Source organism: Actinomadura livida (assembly GCF_014648675.1).
GTDB lineage: Bacteria > Actinomycetota > Actinomycetes > Streptosporangiales > Streptosporangiaceae > Spirillospora > Spirillospora livida.
Window position 1 is genome coordinate 38463 of sequence record NZ_BMRO01000021.1, and the last position, 20477, is coordinate 58939.

21 protein-coding genes are annotated in these 20477 nt (G+C 72.1%); 7 read left to right on the top strand and 14 right to left on the bottom strand.

The window, feature by feature from the left end; genetic code table 11:
- The first annotated feature begins 221 nt into the window (after positions 1-221).
- From IEZ03_RS33935 to IEZ03_RS33950, 4 genes are all read left to right on the top strand, one after another.
- The gene (locus IEZ03_RS33935; protein WP_184885076.1) at positions 222-587 is read left to right on the top strand and encodes a hypothetical protein; all 366 of its coding nucleotides are present in this window, start codon (positions 222-224) and stop codon (positions 585-587) included.
- An 85-nt stretch (positions 588-672) separates the two neighbouring features.
- Complete coding sequence (locus IEZ03_RS33940; protein WP_184885078.1) at positions 673-1302, top strand: thioredoxin-like domain-containing protein; 630 nt, start codon at positions 673-675, stop codon at positions 1300-1302.
- Positions 1299-1907, top strand: a complete 609-nt coding sequence (locus IEZ03_RS33945) for a DUF305 domain-containing protein (RefSeq protein ID WP_229808747.1) — start codon at positions 1299-1301, stop codon at positions 1905-1907. Before IEZ03_RS33940 ends, IEZ03_RS33945 begins: the two co-directional genes overlap by 4 nt.
- 65 nt (positions 1908-1972) lie before the next feature.
- Positions 1973-2536, top strand: coding sequence for a TIGR03086 family metal-binding protein (locus IEZ03_RS33950; protein WP_184885082.1), 564 nt, complete (start codon positions 1973-1975; stop codon positions 2534-2536).
- Positions 2537-2789: 253 nt separating this feature from the next.
- On the opposite strand, the gene IEZ03_RS33955 is transcribed toward IEZ03_RS33950, so the two are convergent.
- Both IEZ03_RS33955 and IEZ03_RS33960 read right to left on the bottom strand, forming a co-directional pair.
- Positions 2790-4025, bottom strand: a complete 1236-nt coding sequence (locus IEZ03_RS33955) for a DUF349 domain-containing protein (RefSeq protein ID WP_184885084.1) — start codon at positions 4023-4025, stop codon at positions 2790-2792.
- A 73-nt stretch (positions 4026-4098) separates the two neighbouring features.
- Positions 4099-4881, bottom strand: coding sequence for a peptidylprolyl isomerase (locus IEZ03_RS33960; protein ID WP_184885085.1), 783 nt, complete (start codon positions 4879-4881; stop codon positions 4099-4101).
- A gap of 212 nt (positions 4882-5093) precedes the next feature.
- Between IEZ03_RS33960 and IEZ03_RS33965 the strand changes: the two genes are divergently transcribed.
- The 3 genes from IEZ03_RS33965 to aspS are packed head-to-tail and all read left to right on the top strand — an operon-like array spanning position 5094 to position 8889.
- The gene (locus IEZ03_RS33965; protein ID WP_184885087.1) at positions 5094-5834 is read left to right on the top strand and encodes an MBL fold metallo-hydrolase; all 741 of its coding nucleotides are present in this window, start codon (positions 5094-5096) and stop codon (positions 5832-5834) included.
- Positions 5835-5845: 11 nt separating this feature from the next.
- The gene (gene hisS, locus IEZ03_RS33970; RefSeq protein WP_184885089.1) at positions 5846-7126 is read left to right on the top strand and encodes a histidine--tRNA ligase; all 1281 of its coding nucleotides are present in this window, start codon (positions 5846-5848) and stop codon (positions 7124-7126) included.
- Positions 7123-8889: an aspartate--tRNA ligase gene (gene aspS, locus IEZ03_RS33975; RefSeq protein WP_184885091.1), complete on the top strand. Its 1767-nt coding sequence runs from the start codon at positions 7123-7125 to the stop codon at positions 8887-8889. The genes hisS and aspS overlap by 4 nt, the downstream gene beginning before the upstream one ends.
- Before the next feature lie 33 nt (positions 8890-8922).
- Here the strand turns inward: aspS and IEZ03_RS33980 are convergent, their stop codons facing one another.
- The 12 genes from IEZ03_RS33980 to IEZ03_RS34035 form a co-directional block, all read right to left on the bottom strand.
- The gene (locus IEZ03_RS33980; RefSeq protein ID WP_184890679.1) at positions 8923-11097 is read right to left on the bottom strand and encodes a RelA/SpoT family protein; all 2175 of its coding nucleotides are present in this window, start codon (positions 11095-11097) and stop codon (positions 8923-8925) included.
- 591 nt (positions 11098-11688) lie between these two features.
- Positions 11689-12216 carry an adenine phosphoribosyltransferase gene (locus tag IEZ03_RS33985; RefSeq protein WP_184885093.1) on the bottom strand — a complete coding sequence of 176 codons (528 nt, stop codon included), beginning with the start codon at positions 12214-12216 and terminating at the stop codon, positions 11689-11691.
- A 180-nt stretch (positions 12217-12396) separates the two neighbouring features.
- Positions 12397-12915: a preprotein translocase subunit YajC gene (gene yajC, locus IEZ03_RS33990; protein ID WP_184885095.1), complete on the bottom strand. Its 519-nt coding sequence runs from the start codon at positions 12913-12915 to the stop codon at positions 12397-12399.
- A gap of 177 nt (positions 12916-13092) precedes the next feature.
- Entirely contained in the window at positions 13093-14208 is a 1116-nt protein-coding gene (gene ruvB / locus IEZ03_RS33995; RefSeq protein WP_184885097.1) for a Holliday junction branch migration DNA helicase RuvB, read from the bottom strand.
- Positions 14208-14816, bottom strand: a complete 609-nt coding sequence (ruvA, locus tag IEZ03_RS34000) for a Holliday junction branch migration protein RuvA (protein WP_184885099.1) — start codon at positions 14814-14816, stop codon at positions 14208-14210. The genes ruvB and ruvA overlap by 1 nt, the downstream gene beginning before the upstream one ends.
- Entirely contained in the window at positions 14813-15388 is a 576-nt protein-coding gene (gene ruvC, locus IEZ03_RS34005) for a crossover junction endodeoxyribonuclease RuvC (protein ID WP_132043636.1), read from the bottom strand. Before ruvC ends, ruvA begins: the two co-directional genes overlap by 4 nt.
- A 117-nt stretch (positions 15389-15505) precedes the next feature.
- On the bottom strand, positions 15506-16258 hold the full coding sequence (locus IEZ03_RS34010) for a YebC/PmpR family DNA-binding transcriptional regulator (RefSeq protein WP_132043634.1): 753 nt from the start codon (positions 16256-16258) through the stop codon (positions 15506-15508).
- 3 nt (positions 16259-16261) lie between these two features.
- Positions 16262-16879, bottom strand: coding sequence for a pyridoxal 5'-phosphate synthase glutaminase subunit PdxT (pdxT, locus tag IEZ03_RS34015; protein WP_308428016.1), 618 nt, complete (start codon positions 16877-16879; stop codon positions 16262-16264).
- Between the two features lie 92 nt (positions 16880-16971).
- A complete protein-coding gene (locus tag IEZ03_RS34020) occupies positions 16972-17586 on the bottom strand; it encodes a DUF6928 family protein (RefSeq protein ID WP_184885101.1) in 615 nt (204 codons plus the stop codon).
- Between the two features lie 105 nt (positions 17587-17691).
- A complete protein-coding gene (gene pdxS, locus IEZ03_RS34025; RefSeq protein ID WP_132043630.1) occupies positions 17692-18609 on the bottom strand; it encodes a pyridoxal 5'-phosphate synthase lyase subunit PdxS in 918 nt (305 codons plus the stop codon).
- A 159-nt stretch (positions 18610-18768) separates the two neighbouring features.
- Positions 18769-19803, bottom strand: coding sequence for a DUF3048 domain-containing protein (locus IEZ03_RS34030; protein ID WP_184885103.1), 1035 nt, complete (start codon positions 19801-19803; stop codon positions 18769-18771).
- 140 nt (positions 19804-19943) lie between these two features.
- Positions 19944-20477, bottom strand: a complete 534-nt coding sequence (locus IEZ03_RS34035) for a hypothetical protein (protein WP_184885105.1) — start codon at positions 20475-20477, stop codon at positions 19944-19946.

The following is a 20477-nucleotide window of genomic DNA, read 5'->3' on the forward strand; positions in this document are numbered from 1 at the left end:
TACCGGCCGCGGCCCGGGACACCGGCGCCGCGGCGGCCTCCGGGGCCCTCCCCGCCTCCGCCGGCGCGTCGAAAAGGCCCTCCGGCTCACCCGATTCCGCCCTGCTGGTCACGCTCTGACATTATCCGGCGGTGCGGACACTCCCGGCCCGGGGAACCCGGGAACCCGCGAACCGGCTGTGGCGTTGGAACAGCCCGGAAGGCGGATACAGGAGCGTGACGGTGGCCGGTACGACCCCGCGGCGGCGGTACGGGCCGGCCGGGCTGCTCGTGATCCTCCTCGTCGTGGGCGGGCTCGTCTTCAGCTACGGCCTGGGCCATGCGCCCGTGTCCCGCGTCTGCACCGAGCAAGCGGTGAGCGCGCCCCTGAAGGACCACTCGTCACTGAAGCAGGGGCAGCCGGATGTCCCGCTGAACGCGTGCCTGTGCCTGGCCGTGCTGTTCACCCTCCTGCTGCTGGGCCTCGCCGCCGGTTCCGGGCGTCCGGCCTTCCGGTTGCCCGCCCGCGCAGGCTGGGCGGTCGTCCTGCGGCCCGAGGGCAGGCGCGTCCCCGTCCCACGGCACTCCCTCCAGGTGCTCCGGCTGTAGAGGACCGGCCGCAAGGCCACCGCGGCGCCCCCGGCGCCGCGGCAGTTCCGCACAGCCGTCCACAGCACCCGAGAGGACCCCTCGCATGTCCAAGAGCGCCCGCAACAGAAACGCCCGCAACACGAACCCCCGCGGCAAGAACGCCCGCCCCAAGAACGCGCTCACCGAGACGCAGGTGCCTTGGGGCACCATCGCCTTCTTCACCGTGATCGGGCTGGTGGCGTTCGTCGCCATCGGCTACGCGTTCATGCAGTCCAGGTCGTCCGCCGACGAGTCGATCGCCGGGCTGGTGACCAAGGACGACCTGAGCCGCGACCACGTCACCGGTACCGTCAAGTACGAGACCGACCCGCCGATGGGCGGCGAGCACGACGGCGCCTGGCAGAACTGCAACGGCCGCGTGTACGACGCACCGCTCCGCAACGAGAACGCGGTGCACTCCCTTGAGCACGGCGCCGTCTGGATCGCCTACCGTCCCGGGCTCCCCGCCGACCAGCTCGAGGCGCTGCAGACCAGGGTCACCGGCACCGACTACACGTTCATGAGCCCGTACCCGTCCCTGGACGCCCCGATCGCGCTCAGCGCCTGGGGCAAGCAGCTCAAGCTGCAGGACGCCGCAGACCCGCGCGTGGACGAGTTCCTCCGCGCCTTCGTGAAGGGCCCGCAGACACCGGAGCCCGGCGCACCATGCGACGGCGCCAAGGACACACCATGACCCGCGGACGGCGCCCCACCGTCGTCCTGGCGGCCCTCATCCTCCTGGCGGGCCTGACGCTGATCGCGGTGAACATGCTCCGCTCCGGCGCACCCGGCACCAACGGCCCCGAGGCCGGGTTCGCCCGCGACATGAGCACCCATCACGCCCAGGCCGTGCGGATGTCGTTCATCGTCCGGGACCGCACGGACGACCGCGACGTCCGCCTGCTGGCCTACGACATCATCAACACCCAGCAGGCCCAGATCGGCATGATGACCGCCTGGCTGGACGAGTGGGGCCTGCCCAAGACCGACCCGGCGGGCCCCATGCGCTGGATGGCCGGCCACGCGGGCCACGGCGGCGGGGCGGGCGCGATGCCGGGCATGGCGACGCGGGATCAGCTCGCCGACCTGGAGAAGGCGTCCGGCGAGGACGCGGAGGTCCGGTTCCTGCGGCTGATGATCGCCCACCACCGCGGCGGCGTGGACATGGCGGAGGCCGTGCTCACCCTCAGCGGCCACGACCGGGTGCAGCGGCTCGCCAGGACGATGGTGGACGGCCAGCGAGCGGAGATCGGCCAGATGAACGCGATGCTCCGCGAGCGGGGCGCCCCCGAGGCGTGAGGGGCGCCGGGCCACCTTCGCGATAGCGCTTGACAGGGCGGCCGTATCGCGGGTCACTGACGACCATGGCTCCGAACCTCAGCGGCTACCACCGGGCCCTCGATCTGTTCGAGGGCCTGGTGGCCGGCACTCCCCGGGACGGCTGGGACGCGCCGTCGCCCTGCGAGGACTGGACCGCCCGCGACGTCGCCGGCCATGTGACCGGCGGCCAGTACCTGATCATGGCGCTGGCGGAGGGGCGGCCCGAGCCCGACATCACCCGCGACCCGGCGCGGTTCGTCCCCGGCGACGTCCTGATGAGCTGGCGGACGGCGCGCAAGGAGTGCGCCGCCGCCCTCACCGCCGACGCCCTGGCCCGCCCCATCCCGTTCGGCGGGCTGGGCGAGCTGCCCCTGGCCGACTACCTGGAGGCGTACATCCTGGAGCCGCTGGTGCACGCCTGGGACCTGGCGAAGGCCACGGACCAGCCGTCCCGCCTTGACCCGGACCTCGTCCACCACGCCTTCGCCACCGCCCAGGTAGTCGCCGCGCACCTGAGAACCACCGGCCACCTGGCACCCCCGCAACGCCCCCAGAAAGGCGCGGACGAACAAACCCGCCTCCTGGCCTTCCTAGGCCGAACCTTCTGACTCCACCGGGCATAACGACACCGCACGCCCACCCCCTCAATCTGAGGGCACGAGTTCCAACGGTCTTGGAGGGGCTCGCCAGGGACACGCCGACCCGCATGATCACCCCACGGGTCGTGCGGCCGGAGGTCGTGCTGCGGCCGGAGGTCGCACGACCCGCCGCACGGGGCGCCGTTTCACGAGACGCGCCAGCGGATCGGGAAACGGCGCGCCGTGCGCAACGGGGGTTCCAGGGGGTCGCCCCCCTGGGAGATCACGAGAATTCGGCGAGGGTGCGTTCAGCCTCTTCGAGCCAGGCTCGGCGGGCGGTCAGGGCCTCTCCGGCTTCCTTGACGTCCTTCTCACGGCCGGCGTCGCGGGCCTTGGCGAGGCGCTTCTCGAGCTGGTCGATGGAGTTGCGCAGCTGGGTGACGGTGGCTTCGGCGCGTGCGCGGGCCTCGGGGTTGGTGCGGCGCCACTCGTTCTCCTCGGCGGCCCGGACGGTCTCCTCGATCTTGCGGAGCCGGCCTTCGAGGCGGTCGCGCTGGTCGCGGGGGACCATGCCTGCGGCCTCCCAGCGCTCCTGGACGCTGCGCAGCGCCTGCCGGGCCTGTCGGACATCCTTGACGGGCAGCAGCCGCTCCGCCTCGGCGAGGATCTTCTCCTTCTCGGCGGCGTTCCCCCGGAACTCGGCGTCGCGTTCGGCGAAGGCGGCGCTGCGGGCCTGGAAGAAGGTGTCCTGGGCGCCCTTGAAGCGGGCCCAGAGCTCTTCTTCGGCGTCCCTGGAGGCGCGCCCGGCGGTCTTCCAGCGGCGCATCAGGTCGCGGTAGGCGGCGGCCGTCTCGCCCCAGTCGGTCGAGCCGGACATGGCCTCGGCCTCGGCGACGAGGCGCTCCTTCTCCCTGCGGGACTCCTCGCGCTGGTCGTCGAGGGTGGCGAAGTACGCCTTGCGGCGCTTGGTGAAGGCGTTGCGGGCGGACGACAGCCGCTTCCACAGCGCGGTCTCGGTGGGCCGGTCGATGCGGTCGGCGGCCTTCCACTCCTCGACGAGCTGGCGCAGCCGCTCGCCGCCGTTCTTCCAGTGGGTCTCCTCGGCGGCGATCCGCTCGGCCTCGGCGACGATCCGCTCCTTGACCTCGCGGGCCTCGTGGCGGTGCTGCTCGCGCTGCGCCTTGACCTCTTCGCGGCGCCGTCCGACCAGCTCGGTGAGGGCGTCGAGGCGCCGGGCGAGGGCGTCGAGGTCGCCGACGGCGTGCGCGTCGGCGACGGCCTCGCGGAGCCGGTCGATGCTCTGCTGCGCCTGCGCGGGCTGCAGGTCGGTGGTGCGGACCCGCTGCTCCAGCAGGCCGATCTCGGTGACGAGCGCGTCGTACTTGCGCTTGAAGTAGGCCAGGGCCTCTTCGGGCGCACCGGCCTGCCAGGACCCGACGACGCGCTCACCGTCGGACGTCCTGACGTACACGGTGCCGTCCTCGTCCACCCGGCCCCAGGGATCGGTCGCGCTGGACACCCTTGCCTCCTGAATCGCGGGTCCGGATGCTTTCCCAGCCACCGGACCCTCCACACCTTAGTATCCCGTTCGCCTATTTCCCGGCGATCGAGACGTCCCGGATCGTGACCTTCTTCTTGGGTTCGCCGTCTCCGTCGGGCTCCGACCCGCCCTTGGCGATCTCCTGGATGACGTCCAGCCCCTTGGCGACCTTCCCGAAGACGGTGTAGTCGGGCGAGAGTTGCGAGTCCTTGTAGACGATGAAGAACTGGCTGCCGTTGGAGTCCGGCTGCGCGCTGTGCGCCATGGCGAGCGTGCCCGCCTTGTACTGGGCGCCTTCGGTGTTCTCGTTGGCGTACTGGTAGCCCGGCCCGCCGGCGCCCTCCCCGGTCGGGTCGCCGCATTGCAGGACGTTGAGCCCGCCGCTGGTCATCCGGTGGCAGTCGGTCTTGTCGTAGAAGTTCTTCTCGGCCAGGAACGCGAAGGAGTTGACGGTGCACGGCGCGTTCTCGCCGTCCAGTTCCAGCACGACGTCGCCGTGGTTGGTCTTGACGGTCGCCTTCACCGTTCCCTTGTGGACCGGCTTGACGGGCGGGGTCCCGAGGCCCTTGGGGGCACCCGGCACCTTCGCCGGCCTGTACGCGCACTCCCCCGGCTTGACCTGGGGGGTCGCGGACGCCTTCGCGGCGGCCTCGGACTCGTCGTCCCCGCCGGTGAACGCGACGATCGCGGCGCCGCCGGCGACGATCGCGGCCACCGCGCCGGCCGAGCCCACGACCTTGAGGCGGCGCGCCCGCGCCGCCTGCTGAGCCCGCTGCTGCTCCTGCCGCTCGTAGCGCGCACGCGCGAGCTGCTTCTTGCGGTCCTTCCCCGCCACGGGCTGCTCCTCCGATGTGATCAGGTGAACGTGCAGCGCATAGTAGCGGCCCCCGGAGTCGAACGCGTCCCGGCTTTCAGCGAGCGCTCAGGCGGCGGGGGCGCCGGGCGGCGGGACGCGACACGGCGACCCGGCGATCTCGTTCGCGGTGGCCGCGGCCGCGCCGGTACCCTCGGACAGGCCACCCGACTTGGTTCTAAGGAAGGACGACCGTGCTCGTCGCCGGGTTCCCCGCCGGATCTTTCGCCGCGAACTGCTACGTCGTGGCGCCCGCCGCGGGTGAGGAGTGCGTCATCATCGACCCCGGCGAGGACGCCGAGGGCGGGATCGAGGAGATCCTGCGCGAGCACCGGCTGAAGCCGGTCGCGGTGCTGCTGACGCACGGCCACCTCGACCACGTGTGGTCGGTGGCGCCCGTCTGCGGCGCGAAGGACGTCCCCGCCTACATCCACCCGGACGACCGCGACCTGCTCAGCGATCCGGCGAAGGGGCTGTCGCTCGGCGCCGGGCAGCAGCTGTTCGGCGGCCTGGAGCTGACGGAGCCGGACGACGTGCAGGAGCTGGCCGACGGGGCGGTGCTGGAGCTGGCGGGGCTGAGCTTCACCGTCGACCACGCGCCGGGCCATACCCCCGGGTCGGTGGCCTTCCGGACGCCGAAGACGGAGCAGATCCCGGACGTGATGTTCACCGGGGACCTGCTGTTCGCCGGCTCGATCGGACGCACCGACCTGCCGGGCGGGTCGTACGAGGAGATCCTCGCCAGCCTGTCGCGGGTGTGCCTCTCCATGCCCGACGAGACGGCCGTCCTGCCCGGCCACGGGACACAGACCACAATCGGCCGCGAGCGCGCTACCAACCCATTCCTCACCGGGCTTTTGCCGGGGGGTTCAGGGGGGTCGTCCCCCCTGAAGGGCTCGACGGCTCCCGCGGACGGCCCCGGCAAGGGATTCTGAGCCTAAAGACCATGAGTTCGAGTTTCCGGGCCCCCAAGGGGGTCAGTGAATACGTTCCGCCGCGCGCGGACCTCTTCTACGCCATCCGGGAGGCGTTCGCCGATCAGGCGCGGCTCGCCGGCTACGGCTACCTGGAGCTGGCCGTCTTCGAGGACACCAACCTGTTCAGGCGCGGTGTCGGGGAGTCCACCGACGTGGTCTCCAAGGAGATGTACACGTTCGAGGACAGGGGCGGCCGCTCGCTGACGCTGCGTCCCGAGTTCACCGCGTCGGTGCTGCGGTCGGTCCTGGAGAACAACCTCCACAAGGGCGCGCTGCCGGTGAAGGTGTGGACGACGGGGCCCGCGTTCCGCGCCGAGCGGCCCCAGCAGGGCCGCTACCGGCAGTTCTACCAGCTCGACCTGGAGGCGATCGGCAGCGAGGACCCGCGGGTCGACGCCGAGACGATCGCGATCGCGTGGAACTGGTACCGCTCCCTCGGGCTGACCCGGGTGCGGCTGCTGCTGAACTCGCTCGGCTGCAAGGAGTGCCGTCCCGCGTACCGGGCCCTGCTGCAGGAGTTCCTGCGCCGCCTGGACCTCGACGAGGACACCCGCGCCCGGATCGAGATCAACCCGCTGCGGGTGCTGGACGACAAGCGCCCCCAGGTGCGCGAGCAGCTCACGGACGCGCCCCTGATGGCCGACCACCTGTGCCCGGCGTGCAAGGCGTACCACGACCAGGTCCGCGAGCTGCTCGGCGACCTCGGCATCACGTGGGAGGACACCCCCACGCTCGTCCGGGGGCTCGACTACTACACCCGGACGACCTACGAGTTCGACCACCCGCTGCTCGGCGCCCAGTCCGGCATCGGCGGTGGCGGCCGCTACGACGGGCTGTCGGAGGACATCGGCGGCCCGCCGCTGCCCGGCATCGGGTTCGGGCTCGGCCTGGACCGCACCGTCCTCGCGCTGGAGGCCGAGGCGCCGGAGGCCGGGGACGCCGCGGTCGCCGCCCGGCCGCGCTGCGAGGCGTTCGGGGTGGCGCTCGGCGAAGCGGCCGAGCGCCGGATGTTCGCGCTGGTCGACGAGCTGCGCCGGGCCGGGATCGCCGCCGACATGGCGTTCGGCGGCAAGAAGCTCAAGGGCGCCATGAAGGACGCGGACCGCTCGGGCGCCCGCTACGCCGTGATCCTCGGGGAGCGGGACATCGCCGACGGCGTCGCCCAGGTCAAGGATCTCGCCGAGGGCGAGCAGGCCGCCGTCCCGCTCCCCGCCATCGTCACGACGTTGAAGGAAAGGCTCTCGAAATGATCCGCACCCACGAGGCGGGGACGCTCCGCAAGGAGCACGCCGGGCAGCAGGTCACGCTGGCCGGCTGGGTCGGCCGCCGCCGCGACCACGGCGGCGTCACCTTCATCGACCTGCGCGACGCCTCCGGCACCGCCCAGGTCGTGTTCCGGGAGGAGGACGCCGCCCACGACCTGCGCTCGGAGTACTGCGTGAAGGTCGTCGGGGAAGTGCGCGTCCGGCCGGAGGGCAACGAGAACCCCGAGCTGCCGACCGGGGACATCGAGGTCGCCGCCGCCGACATCGAGGTGCTGTCGGAAGCGGCGCCGCTCCCGTTCCCCATCGAGGGCGACGTCAACGTCAACGAGGAGATCCGGCTCAAGTACCGGTACCTCGACCTGCGCCGCGACGCCGTCGCGCGGGCGGTGAAGGTCCGCTCCGAGGCGTCGTTCCTGGTGCACGAGGTGATGCGCGAGCACGGCTTCGTCAACATCGAGACCCCGACGCTGACCCGGTCGACGCCCGAGGGCGCCCGCGACTTCCTGGTCCCCGTCCGGCTGCAGCCGGGCCACTGGTACGCGCTGCCGCAGTCGCCGCAGCTGTTCAAGCAGCTGCTCATGGTGGGCGGGCTGGAGCGCTACTACCAGATCGCCCGCTGCTACCGGGACGAGGACTTCCGCGCCGACCGGCAGCCGGAGTTCACCCAGATCGACATCGAGATGTCGTTCGTGGACCAGGACGACGTCCTGCGGGTCTCCGAGGACCTCGTCTCCCGCCTCTGGAAGGAGATCGGCGGGTACGAGATCCCCCGGCCGATCCCCCACATCACCTACGCCGACGCGATGGCCCGGTACGGCTCCGACAAGCCCGACCTGCGGTTCGGCCTGGAGCTCACCGACATGACCGAGTACTTCGCGGGCACGTCGTTCCGGGTGTTCCAGGCCCCGTACGTCGGCGCGGTCGTCATGCCGGGCGGCGCGTCCCAGACCCGCCGGGAGCTGGACGGCTGGCAGGACTGGGCGAAGGCCCGCGGCGCCCGCGGCCTCGCGTACGTGCTCGTCCAGGAGGACGGGACGCTCGGCGGCCCGGTCGCCAAGAACCTCTCCGACGCCGAGAAGGAGGGCCTCGCCGCGCAGACCGGCGCCGGCATCGGCGACGCGATCTTCTTCGGCGCCGGGAAGCGGCACGCGACGCAGGAGCTGCTGGGTGCCGCCCGGCTGGAGATCGGCCGCCGCCGCGAGCTGATCGACGAGTCGGCGTGGAAGTTCGTGTGGGTGGTCGACGCGCCGGTCTTCGAGCCGGTCGAGGACGACAAGGGCGAGCAGATCGGCTGGACGGCCGTCCACCACCCGTTCACCGCGCCGAAGGCGGAGTTCGCCGCCACCTTCCAGGACGACCCGGGCGGCGCGCTCGCGAACGCCTACGACCTCGTCCTGAACGGCACCGAGATCGGCGGCGGTTCGCTGCGAATCCACCGCGCGGAGATGCAGCAGCGGGTGTTCGACGTGCTGGGCATGTCGAAGGAGGAGGCCGAGTCGAAGTTCGGGTTCCTGCTGGAGGCGTTCAAGTTCGGGCCGCCCCCGCACGGCGGCATCGCGTTCGGCTGGGACCGGATGGTCATGCTCCTGTCCAAGCAGGACTCGATCCGCGACGTGATCGCCTTCCCGAAGGCGGCGTCCGGCTACGACCCGCTGACGGCCGCGCCGACGCCGATCACGCCGCGGCAGCGCGCCGAGGCCGGTGTCGACGTCGACCCCGAGGAGAAGACCGAGGCCGCCGGGGCCTGACCGGCGGAAAACGGTGCGTGGCGGGCGCCGTCCCTAGCGGGCGGCGCCGCTCGGCGTCCGGTACACGTCGTAGACGCCGTCGATGGAGCGGACGGCCTTCAGGACGTGGCCGAGGTGCTTCGGGTCGCCCATCTCGAACGTGAACCGGCTGACGGCGACGCGGTCGCGGGTCGTGGTGACCGAGGCCGACAGGATGTTGACGTGCTGGTCGGACAGCACGCGGGTCACGTCCGACAGCAGCCGGGGACGGTCGAGGGCCTCGACCTGGATGGCGACCAGGAAGACCGAGTCCTCCCCCGGGGACCATTTCACGTCGATGAGCCGGTCGGGCTGCGACTTCAGGCTGGCGACGTTCGCGCAGTCGGCGCGGTGGACGGAGACGCCGTGCCCGCGCGTGACGAACCCGACGATCTCGTCGCCCGGCACCGGGGTGCAGCACCGCGACAGCCGCACCCACACGTCGGGGTCGTCGGCCACGACGACGCCCGGGTCGCCCGCGGGACGGGTCCGCTTGCGGCGGGTCGGCAGCGCCAGCTCGGCGAGGTCCTCCTCGGCGCTCTCCACCCCGCCGAGGGCGTCCACGAGCCGCTGGACGACGTGCTGCGCGGAGACCTGGCTCTCCCCGACCGCCGCGTACAGCGACGACACGTCCGGGTAGCGCATGTCGCGGGCGAGGGCGAGCAGCGCCTCCCCGGACATCATCCGCTGCAGCGGCATGTTCTGCTTGCGCATCGCCCGGGCGATGGCGTCCTTGCCGGACTCGATCGCGGTGTCGCGGCGCTCCTTGGAGAACCAGTGCTTGATCTTGTTGCGGGCGCGGGCGCTCTTGACGAAGCCGAGCCAGTCGCGGCTCGGGCCCGCGTCCGGCGACTTGGAGGTGAAGACCTCGACGGTGTCGCCGTTGTCCAGGGTCGATTCGAGGGGGACGAGGCGCCCGTTGACACGGGCGCCGATACATCGGTGCCCGACCTCGGTGTGGATCGCGTACGCGAAGTCGACGGGGGTCGCGCCCTGCGGCAGCGCGATCACGTCGCCCTTCGGCGTGAACACGAACACCTCGGAGACCGACAGGTCGAACCGCAGCGACTCCAGGAACTCGGCGGGGTCGGCGGTCTCCTTCTGCCAGTCGAGGAGCTGGCGGAGCCACTGCATGTCACCGGCCTTGCGCCCGGCGACCGTCTCCTCCTTGTACTTCCAGTGCGCGGCGACGCCGTACTCGGCGCGGCGGTGCATGCCCCAGGTCCGGATCTGCAGCTCGACGGGCTTGCCGCCGGGGCCGATCACGGTCGTGTGAAGCGACTGGTACATGTTGAACTTCGGCATCGCGATGTAGTCCTTGAACCGGCCGGGGACCGGGTTCCACCGCGCGTGGATGGTGCCGAGGGCGGCGTAGCAGTCGCGGACGCTGTCGACGAGGACCCGGATGCCGACCAGGTCGTAGATGTCGTCGAAGCTGACGTCCCGCGCGATCATCTTCTGGTAGATCGAGTAGTAGTGCTTCGGGCGCCCGGTGACGGTCGCCTTGATCCGCGCGTCGCGCAGGTCGGCGGAGACGAACTGGATCACTTCCTGGAGGTAGACGTCGCGGCGCGGGGCGCGCTCGGACACCAGCCGGGCGATCTCGTCGAACCGCTTGGGGTACATCGTGGCGAACGCGAGGTCCTCCAGCTCCCACTTCAGCGTGTTCATCCCGAGGCGGTGCGCGAGCGGCGCGAACACCTCCAGGGTCTCGCGGGCCTTCTTCTCCTGCTTGTGCCGCGGCATGTAGCGCAGCGTGCGCATGTTGTGCAGCCGGTCGCCGAGCTTGATCACCAGGACGCGGATGTCGCGGGACATCGCGACGACCATCTTGCGGACGGTCTCGGCCTCGGCGGCCTCCCCGTACTTGACCTTGTCGAGCTTGGTGACGCCGTCGACGAGCGCGGCGATCTCGTCGCCGAAGTCGGCGCGCAGCTGGTCGAGCGTGTAGGGGGTGTCCTCGACGGTGTCGTGCAGCAGCGCCGCGCACAGCGTCTCGGTGTTCATGCCGAGCTCGGCGAGGATGGTGGCGACGGCGAGCGGGTGCGTGATGTACGGGTCGCCGCTCTTGCGCTTCTGGTGCCGGTGGTGGTGGGCGGCGACGTCGTAGGCGCGCTCGATGAGCCGCAGGTCCGCCTTGGGATGGGTGTTGCGGACCGTCTTGATCAGTGGTTCGAGTACCGGGTTCATAGCGGGGCCGCGCTGGGCGCCCAGCCTGGCGAGCCTTCGGCGCACCCGGGCGGCAGATGGCGGGATCGTGGCCTGTGCGGGCCTGGACGGTACGGCGGGCTCATCAGGGGCCTGCTCTCCGGAAGCCGGGTCTTCGGCGGCCCGCTCGCCGGAGGTCTGGGCTCCGGGAGCCTGCTCCTCGGGGGCCTGCTCGTCAGGGGCCGGGGCGGCGGGAGCCTGGGCGGGAGCGTCGGTCGCGGGGGGGCGCGGTGGCGCCCCGGGTTTCTTCGCGGACGCCCGGGACGGTTCGGAGGGCGGCTCCGCGGGCGCTCCGGCGGCGGGCCGGCCGGCCGGTGCCCCGGCTCGCGCGGTGCGGCGTGGCGGTGGCGCGCCGGACGGGTCGGAACCCCGCGCGGCCCGCTCTTCCGCGGTCTCCGCCACCGGGCCGGTCTCGGCGGCCCGGACGGCGTCGTTCACCGCGTCGGTCGATACCACCTCACCGGGCACCCAGCCTCCTCGATCCATCCGGGCGCATGATCATCGCGCCCCGCGGGATGCGCCCGTCCCCACCGGTCCCTGATGGGCGCCAGTGTATCCGGCGCCCTTTTCGTACTAGACCGTAACCAGCGAATGGACGTCCATATTCCGCAGCTTGTCGCGCCCGTGCAGGAACGACAGTTCGAGGAGGACCGACAGGCCGGCGACCTCGGCGCCGCTGCGGCGGACGAGATCGGCGGCGGCCCTGGCCGTCCCTCCCGTGGCCAGGACGTCGTCGACGATCAGCACACGGTCTCCGGAGTCGAGCGCGTCGAGGTGGATCTCGATCGTCTCGGTCCCGTACTCGAGATCGTAGGTCTCCGCGTCGGTCCGCGACGGCAGTTTCCCCTTTTTCCGCACCGGGACGAACCCCGCGCCGAAGTGGTAGGCGACGGGCGCGGCGAGGATGAACCCGCGGGCCTCGATCCCGACGATCTTGTCGATGGTGCCGCGGCCGTGGTGGTTGACGATCGCGTCGACCACGCCGGCGAACGCGACGTGGTCGGCCAGCAGGGGGGTGATGTCCTTGAAGACCACCCCGGGCTTGGGGTAGTCGTCCACGTCGCGGATCCGCTCCCGGATCAGCTTTGCGAGGTCCACCATGCGCTCCTACCTGCCTCCGCGTCGTTTCCGCCGGGTTCCGCGTCCGGGGCCGCAGACGAAGACGGCGGCGGACTCGCTCCGCCGCCGTTCTCGTCTAATACGTCTGGTACGTCTTCTACTCAAGCCGGCCGGTGCCGGCGGCGGGGGTCCCGCCGGCCTCGTGCCCTGACCGGCGCGGCGTCAGGCGCCGGACTTGCCGGTGGCCTTGACCTTCGCGCGGCCCTTGGGTTTGTCCTCGGGCTCGGGCTCGTCGGCCGCGGCGGTCTCGCCCGCCTTGCCGTCCTCGTCCTCGGTCTCGCCGGCGGCCCCGTCCTGCTCGCCTGCGTCGTCCTTGGCGAGGTCGACGCGGTCGGTGCCCTCGTCGTCCTCGTCCTCGTCGTCCTCGTCGAGGTCGTCGGACACGTCGTCCTTGAGGACCTGCATGACGGCCTGCTTGACGAAGCGGACCTCGACGCCTTCCGCGATCTCCAGCAGGAGGCCGTCGTCGTCGACGTCGACGACGGTGGCCTGCATGCCGCTCGTCGTCAGCACCCGCGAACCGGGCTCGATGGAGTTCTGCAGCTGCAGCTGCTCCTTCCGGCGCTTGCTCTGCGGCCGGATGAGCAGGAAGTAGAAGACCAGGGGAATGGCGAGGAGGAGGAGCAGGTTGAAGGCCCCGCTGCCGCCCGACTCCGCCGCGATAATCATGTCGCCGCCCATCACTGGGGCATCCTTCCGATGTCGTTGGCCCAGCCTGGTGACCGGACCGGTCATGTGCAACGGGACCGCCGGCTGGAGGCGGTGAACCAAGTCCCGGAGTCTAGAGAGTACGCCAGACCCCGGCAACGACGTGACGTCCGGCGACGCCGGGAAGTTCCCAACCCGTTACCGGGATGATCACTCGCCGGGCCGGCCGGTGTCCCCGTCGACGTCGAACAGCGTCCCCGCCATCGGCGCGGTCGGCGGCTGCGCGAGGCCCAGGTGGGCCCACGCCGCCGCGGTGGCGACCCGGCCGCGGGGCGTCCTCGCCAGCAGCCCCTGGCGCACCAGGAACGGCTCCGCGACGACCTCCACGGTCTCGGGCTCCTCCCCCACCGACACGGCGAGGGTGCTCAGCCCGACCGGCCCGCCGCCGAACTTGCGCATCAGCGATTCCAGCACGGCGCGGTCGAGCCGGTCGAGGCCCCGTTCGTCCACCTCGTACAACGCGAGGGCGGCCCGCGCGGATTCCTGGGTGACGGTCCCGTCGGTGCGGACCTCGGCGTAGTCGCGGACGCGGCGCAGCAGCCGGTTGGCGATGCGGGGCGTGCCGCGGGACCGCCCGGCGATCTCGGCGGCCGCGTCGTCGCCGATCTCCACGCCCAGCAGCTTCGCCGACCGCCGGACGATGATCTCCAGTTCGGCCGCGTCGTAGAAGTCCATGTGGGCGACGAACCCGAACCGGTCGCGCAGCGGGCCGGGCAGCATCCCGGCGCGGGTGGTGGCGCCGACCAGCGTGAACGGCGCGATGTCCAGGGGGATCGCGGTCGCCCCGGGGCCCTTCCCGACGACGACGTCGACGCGGAAGTCCTCCATCGCCATGTAGAGCATCTCCTCGGCGGGCCGCGCCAGCCGGTGGATCTCGTCCAGGAAGAGCACCTCGCCCTCGGCGAGGGTGGACAGCACCGCGGCGAGGTCGCCGGCCCGCTCGATCGCGGGACCGGAGGAGATGCGCAGCGGCTGCCCCAGCTCCGCCGCGATGATCATGGCGAGGGTGGTCTTGCCGAGGCCGGGCCCGCCCGACAGCAGCACGTGGTCGGGCGTCCGGCCGCGGCGCAGCGCGCTCTGCAGCACCAGCGACAGCTGCTCGCGCACCCGTTCCTGCCCGACGAAGTCGCCGAGCTTGCGGGGCCGCAGCGCGGCCTCGATCCGCTGCTCCTCGGCCCCGTCCGCGTCCGCCGACACGAGCCGCTCGGGCTCGGCCGCACCCCTCGCGGGGGGCGGACCCTCCACACCCTCCAGCTCGCCGCCCATTATTTGCTCAGCTTCCGCAGGGCGGACTTCAGCAGCGCCGCGACGGGCGGGGTGTCGCCGCTCCCGTCGAGGTCGGCGGCGACGGCGTCGACGGCCGCGTCGGCGTCCTTGGCCGACCAGCCCAGGTTGATCAGGCCCATCTGGACCTGCTCGCGCCACGGTTCGGCGCGGGCGGGCGCGCGGACGCCGCCGGGGCCGTCGCCGACCGGGCCGCCCAGGCGGTCCCTGAGCTCCAGGACGATGCGCTGGGCGCCCTTCTTGCCGATGCCGGGGACCTTGGTGAGAGCGGTGACGTCCTCGCTCGCCACCGCGTGCCGCAGCGCGTTCGGGGTGTGGACGGCCAGCATCGCCAGCGCCAGCCGTGGGCCGATGCCGCTGGCCGTCTGCAGCAGCTCGAAGACCGTGCGCTCGTCGTCGTCGGCGAACCCGAACAGGGTGAGCGAGTCCTCGCGGACGACGAGCGAGGTCGGCACCGTCGCCTCGTCGCCGACCCGCAGCCCGGCCAGGGTGGCGGGGGTGCATTGCACCGAGAGACCGACGCCGTGCACGTCGATCACCGCGCCGTCGGGCCCGGCGGCGGCCACCCGGCCGCTGACGAAGGCGATCACTTGACGGTTCCTCCTCTGCTCCGGGCGGCGAGCCGCGCGCGCTCGGCCCTGGCCGCCTCCTCGATCCGGGACCGCTGCGCCGCGGCGAGCCGCTGCCGCGGACCACCGCGCCACACGTGGCAGATGGCCAGGGCGAGCGCGTCGGCCGCGTCCGCGGGCTTGGGGGCCGTGTCGAGGGACAGGAGCCTGGTCACCATCCGGGTGACCTGGGCCTTGTCGGCCCGCCCGTTGCCGGTGACGGCGGCCTTGGCCTCGCTCGGGGTGTGCAGCGCGACGGGCAGCCCGCGCCGGGCGGCCGCCAGCATCGCGACGCCGGCGGCCTGCGCGGTGCCCATCACGGTGCGGACGTTGTGCTGCGAGAACACCCGCTCGACGGCGACGGCGTCGGGGCGCAGCTCGTCCATGAGCGCCTCGATGCCCGACTCGATCCCCAGCAGCCGCAGGGCGACCTCGTCGTCGGGGTCGGTCCGCACGACGGACACGTGGACCAGGTGGAGCCGCTTGCCCGGGACGCCCTCGACGACCCCGACCCCGCACCGGGTGAGCCCGGGGTCCACCCCCATCACCCGCAAGGCCACTCCTTCGATCACTTGTTCGGCCGCCAACGCTACCAACACGGGGCCGGATCGTGGAGGGCGCGGCGGGCGTGTTCTGGAAGTGGCCAGGGGTGATGGGCGGTGGGCCGGGGCTCAGTCCAGGGTGGCGAGGACGTCGTCGGAGACGTCGAAGTTGGCGTAGACCTCCTGGACGTCGTCGGAGTCCTCAAGGGCGTCCAGGAGGCGGAAGACCTTCTTGGCGTTCTCCTCGTCCAGGGGGACCGTGACGCTCGGCAGGAACTTGCTCTCGGCCGACTCGTAGTCGATCCCGGCGTCGACCAGCGCGGTGCGGACCGCGACCAGGTCGCCCGCCTCGCTGACGACCTCGAAGCTGTCGTCGCCGAGGTCGTTGACCTCCTCGGCGCCCGCGTCCAGGACGGCGAGCATCACGTCGTCCTCGCTGGTGCCCGCCTTGGGGACGATCACGACGCCCTTGCGGTTGAACATGTAGGACACCGAGCCCGGGTCGGCGAGGGAGCCGCCGTTGCGGGTGAGGGCGACGCGGACCTCGGAGGCCGCGCGGTTGCGGTTGTCGGTCAGGCACTCGATCAGGACGGCGACCCCGCCGGGCGCGTAGCCCTCGTAGGTGATGGTCTGCCAGTCCGCGCCCCCGGCCTCCTCACCGGCGCCGCGCTTGCGCGCGCGCTCGATGTTGTCGTTGGGGACGGAGTTCTTCTTCGCCTTGTAGATGGCGTCGTAGAGGGTCGGGTTGGCGTCCGGATCGCCGCCGCCCGTACGGGCCGCCACCTCGATGTTCTTGATCAGTTTGGCGAAGAGCTTGCCCCGTTTCGCGTCGAGGGCCGCCTTCTTGTGCTTCGTCGTCGCCCACTTGGAATGGCCGGACATCTGTCACTCCTCCTCTGTGGTCCGGCGCACCAGATCGGCGAAGTAGTGGTGCACGCGGAAATCGCCTGTCAACTCCGGATGGAACGCGGTCGCCATGAGGCGCCCCTGGCGGACGGCGACGATCCTACCGGCGTTCGGGCCGCCGTCGGCGCGTCCGATGATCTCGACGCCGTCCCCGACGGACTCCACCCAGGGAGCGCGGATGAAAACGGCGTGGTACGGCGTGTCCCCCATGCCGGTCAGCGCGACGCCGGACTCGAACGAGTCGACCTGCCGGCCGAAGGCGTTGCGCCGGACGGTCATGTCGATCCCGCCGACCGTCTCCTGGCCGGCCGCGCCGTCCACGATGCGGTCCGCGAGCATGATCATGCCGGCGCAGGATCCGTAGGCGGGCAGGCCCGCCTCGATCCGCTTGCGCAGCGGCTCCAGCAGCTCGAACGAGCGCGCCAGCCGCCACATCGTGGTCGACTCGCCGCCGGGCAGGACGAGCCCGTCGACGCGCTCCAGTTCGTCGGGGCGGCGCACGCGCAGGGTGCGGGCCCCGGCGGCCTCCAGCGCGCGCACATGCTCGCGCACGTCGCCCTGCAGGGCCAGTACACCGATCGTCGGCACAGCGGTCACGCGAAAAACCTTCCGGGGGTGCGGGGGGTCGTTCAAGCCTAGACGTTCGTTACAACGCCGCTCGTCATGGCACGTCTTCCCCGAGCCGCTGCTCAGACGTGCTTGAAGCGGCGCAGCGGGAGCTCCAGCGGCAGGAACCCGTCCTTGCCCCGGTCGGCGATGCCGCGGCCGAACATGTGCTCCTCGGCGAGCGCGAGCCCGAACTCCTCCGGGTCGAACGGCAGCGGGACGTCGGGGGCGCCCGCGTCGATGGCGCGCCAGAACGGCCGCTCGGCGGGGAGCCGCTCGCCCTGGTCGACGACGACGCCGTCCTCGGCGGTGACGAACACGTCGCGCAGCAGCCGGCCGGACTCGTACCAGCGGAACCAGCAGCCGCGGATGACGTTGTGCAGGACGAGGACGCCGCAGTGCGAGCCGGGCAGCGCGGCCGCGGCGGTGTCGGCGATGCGGCGGGCGTCGTCGTCGAGGCAGAACAGCCGCCGGTCGCACAGCAGCAGGGCCCGCTCGAACGCCCCGACGAACAGCTCGTCCTCGTACGGCCAGAGCGCGAAGTCGAGGACCGTGTCGCCGGTCTCGGTCAGGGTGTCGGCCGGGTACAGGCCCCGCGCGATCGCCGCGGCGGCGTCCGGATCGGGCACCAGGCCCGGCCGGAACACCTCGGTGGGTTCACCCGCGCTCGCGCAGGCCAGCGCGACCGACCAAGCCATGCTCTCCCCTCCCGCCACCGGGCGCCGCCCGGGGGCCTCCTCCCCGCCGCCGGAGCCGCCGTTCCGCACCGGCCGCGCCGCCAGCGTAACCCCGCCGGGTTCACGTCACCAGCCGCGGCCCGCGAACTTCTGGTCCTCGCCGAGGCCGGCGGCGCTGATGCCGACCATGGCCTCCCCGAGGCCGCGGGAGACCTTGGCGATCACCCCGGGGTCGTCGTGGAAGGTGGTGGCCTTGACGATGGCCTCGGCGCGCTGGGCCGGGTTCCCGGACTTGAAGATCCCGGAGCCGACGAAGACGCCCTCGGCGCCGAGCTGCATCATCATGGCCGCGTCGGCGGGGGTCGCGATGCCGCCCGCGGTGAACAGCACGACCGGCAGCTTGCCGGCGACCGCGACCTCCTTGACGAGCTCGTAGGGGGCCTGGAGCTCCTTCGCGGCGACGTACAGCTCGTCCTCCGGGAGGTTCTGGAGGCGGCGGATCTGCTGCCGGATCTGGCGCATGTGGGTGGTGGCGTTGGACACGTCGCCGGTCCCGGCCTCGCCCTTGGAGCGGATCATGGCCGCGCCCTCGGTGATGCGGCGCAGCGCCTCGCCGAGGTTGGTGGCGCCGCAGACGAACGGGACGGTGAAGGCCCACTTGTCGATGTGGTTGTCGTAGTCGGCCGGGGTGAGGACCTCGGACTCGTCGACGTAGTCGACGCCCAGTGCCTGCAGCACCTGCGCCTCGACGAAGTGGCCGATGCGGGCCTTGGCCATGACCGGGATGGACACCGCGCTGATGATCCCGTCGATCATGTCGGGGTCGCTCATCCGGGAGATGCCGCCCTCGGCGCGGATGTCGGCGGGCACCCGCTCCAGGGCCATGACGGCGACCGCGCCCGCGTCTTCGGCGATCTTCGCCTGCTCGGGCGTGACGACGTCCATGATCACGCCGCCCTTGAGCATCTCCGCCATGCCGCGCTTGACGCGGGCGGTCCCGGTCTCGGGAGTGGCGTTCTCAGGGGCGGGACTGGAAGTGGACACGGGTTTTCCTCACATGGAAGTACGACAAGTCCGTTCCATGGTATTGCCTGCTAGGGCGCCCGCTCGACACGCCATAGTGTCAACGCGGGCGGGCCTTCACTTACAGAGTGGTGGTTGACGCGGCACCGGGCCGCCGCGGCGCCGTGCCGCCCCCCGCCTCTAGGGCGTGTAGGGCTTGCCGTCGTTGACGAGCACGACCCAGACCTGGCCCCGCGCGAACGTCATCGGCTCGCCCTCGGCCGTCGTGAAGGTGGTCCCCTTCTTCTCCGACGACCTCGACCACTTGGCCCTGTACGACTTGCCGTCGCGGAGGACGAGGGCGCGGCCCGTCCCGGTGGTGTGGATCAGCGGCGTGTAGCTGCCGAGGAAGTCGTGGAACTTCGAGCGGGTGGTCTTGGCGTACTGGATGACGACCGTCTGGCCGCCCAGGCGCCCGCCCTCGGCGGCGCGGTCCGGGCTGCCGCCGAAGCTGGCGAGCCACCGCTTCTGCTTCTTCGACCAGGTGAACCCCATGCTGGCCGACGGCCACCGCGCGGTGAAGCTCCTCGTGGCCTTGCCGCCCGCCGGGGCGTCCCCGAACCGGAAGCCGATGTCGCGCGGGCCGCCGGCCTTCGGCGCCCTCTTCAGCAGGACCTTCGGGTCGGCGTAGAGGTTGTACGGGATCGGCTTGCCTCCGGCCCGGAAGTAGGCGTTCCCGGCGTTCTCCTGGGAGATGTCGTACACCGGCGCCTTGCGGACGTGCTTCTTCATCTTGCTCTGGACGCCGGAGAACGCGAAGGCGGGCCTGCCGAACTGCGGCAGGATGTGCAGGTCGGAGATGCGGGCGCTGCGGACGGGCCCGACCCGCTTCGGCAGCTCGGTCGAGTAGACCGCCATCAGCCGGGTCTCGCCGCCCTCGACCTGCTCGACGTAGACGATGTCGGCCGCCTTCACCCCGCTCTGCGGCAGCGCGGGCCGGGTGTTCTCGATCTTGACGGCGAGGACCGGGTTGTCCAGCCCCTTCCGCTCGCCGGTGAACGGGTGCGTCGCGGGCGTGGGCGTCGCGCTCGGCGACGGCGTGCCCGTGCTGCGCGGCGGCGGCGCCGTTCGCGGCGCGTCGGAGTCGGAGCAGGACACCAGCCCGGCGCCGAGGACGAGGGCACCGAGCACCGCGGCCGCACGGCCGCCGGCGCCGGTGTCCCTGGCGGATCGCACGATGGGCCCTCCCTTGACGGCTCTGCCCGAGGGTAGCGAACACGACCGGATGCGCCCGCCCGTCCAGCGGTACGGCCGACGGGCCCGGATGTGATCAATCCGCGGGACCCGCTCGCGGCCGACGGGGCCCCGGCGGCCGGTCAGATTTCGGGCGGGTCGTCGTCGATCTCGAAGAAGTCGGGCAGCGGGGCGCGCCCGGCGAGCGGCAGGACGCGGATGAGCAGCTTGCGGCGGGCGATCCGCGCCTGCGAGACGGCGTCGTTGTAGAAGCGCCGGGCGTAGGCGACCTTCGCCGCGGCGGCGGACAGCTCGTCCAGCACCCCCTCGCCGGCTCCGCTGTCGGCGAGCGCGCCCGCGAAGCCGGGCTGGTCGAAGACCGCGCGCAGCGCCCGCGACAGGTCGCTCTCGGCGAACTCGCGGTGGTCGGCGCCGGCGGTCCGGGCCTCGTGGGCGGCGGTGGCCAGCACCAGGCTGGTGGCCGGGTCCAGCAGGCGGGAGGCGGCGAGCTCCAGTGTCGCCGCGGCCCGCCGGACCAGCGCCGCGTCCAGCGCGGCGCGGGCGGTCTCCACGCGGACGTGCAGCCGGTCGAGCCTGGTGGCGCGCCATGACACGTACACGCCGACCAGGAAGACGACGGCGACCCAGAACAGGACGTCGATGATCCAGTCGTACAT

What these genes read in the sequence shown, in the direction of transcription:
- IEZ03_RS33940 (WP_184885078.1), top strand. Translation starts at nt 673, where the DNA reads ATGTCCAAGAGCGCCCGCAACAGAAACGCCCGCAACACGAACCCCCGC.
- aspS (WP_184885091.1), top strand. Translation starts at nt 7,123, where the DNA reads ATGATCCGCACCCACGAGGCGGGGACGCTCCGCAAGGAGCACGCCGGG.
- yajC (WP_184885095.1), bottom strand. Translation starts at nt 12,915, where the DNA reads ATGGGCGGCGACATGATTATCGCGGCGGAGTCGGGCGGCAGCGGGGCC.
- hisS (WP_184885089.1), top strand. Translation starts at nt 5,846, where the DNA reads ATGAGTTCGAGTTTCCGGGCCCCCAAGGGGGTCAGTGAATACGTTCCG.
- IEZ03_RS34020 (WP_184885101.1), bottom strand. Translation starts at nt 17,586, where the DNA reads ATGGCTTGGTCGGTCGCGCTGGCCTGCGCGAGCGCGGGTGAACCCACC.
- IEZ03_RS33945 (WP_229808747.1), top strand. Translation starts at nt 1,299, where the DNA reads ATGACCCGCGGACGGCGCCCCACCGTCGTCCTGGCGGCCCTCATCCTC.
- IEZ03_RS33950 (WP_184885082.1), top strand. Translation starts at nt 1,973, where the DNA reads ATGGCTCCGAACCTCAGCGGCTACCACCGGGCCCTCGATCTGTTCGAG.
- IEZ03_RS33980 (WP_184890679.1), bottom strand. Translation starts at nt 11,097, where the DNA reads ATGAACCCGGTACTCGAACCACTGATCAAGACGGTCCGCAACACCCAT.
- IEZ03_RS34010 (WP_132043634.1), bottom strand. Translation starts at nt 16,258, where the DNA reads ATGTCCGGCCATTCCAAGTGGGCGACGACGAAGCACAAGAAGGCGGCC.
- IEZ03_RS34035 (WP_184885105.1), bottom strand. Translation starts at nt 20,477, where the DNA reads ATGTACGACTGGATCATCGACGTCCTGTTCTGGGTCGCCGTCGTCTTC.
- ruvB (WP_184885097.1), bottom strand. Translation starts at nt 14,208, where the DNA reads ATGGGCGGCGAGCTGGAGGGTGTGGAGGGTCCGCCCCCCGCGAGGGGT.
- IEZ03_RS33985 (WP_184885093.1), bottom strand. Translation starts at nt 12,216, where the DNA reads ATGGTGGACCTCGCAAAGCTGATCCGGGAGCGGATCCGCGACGTGGAC.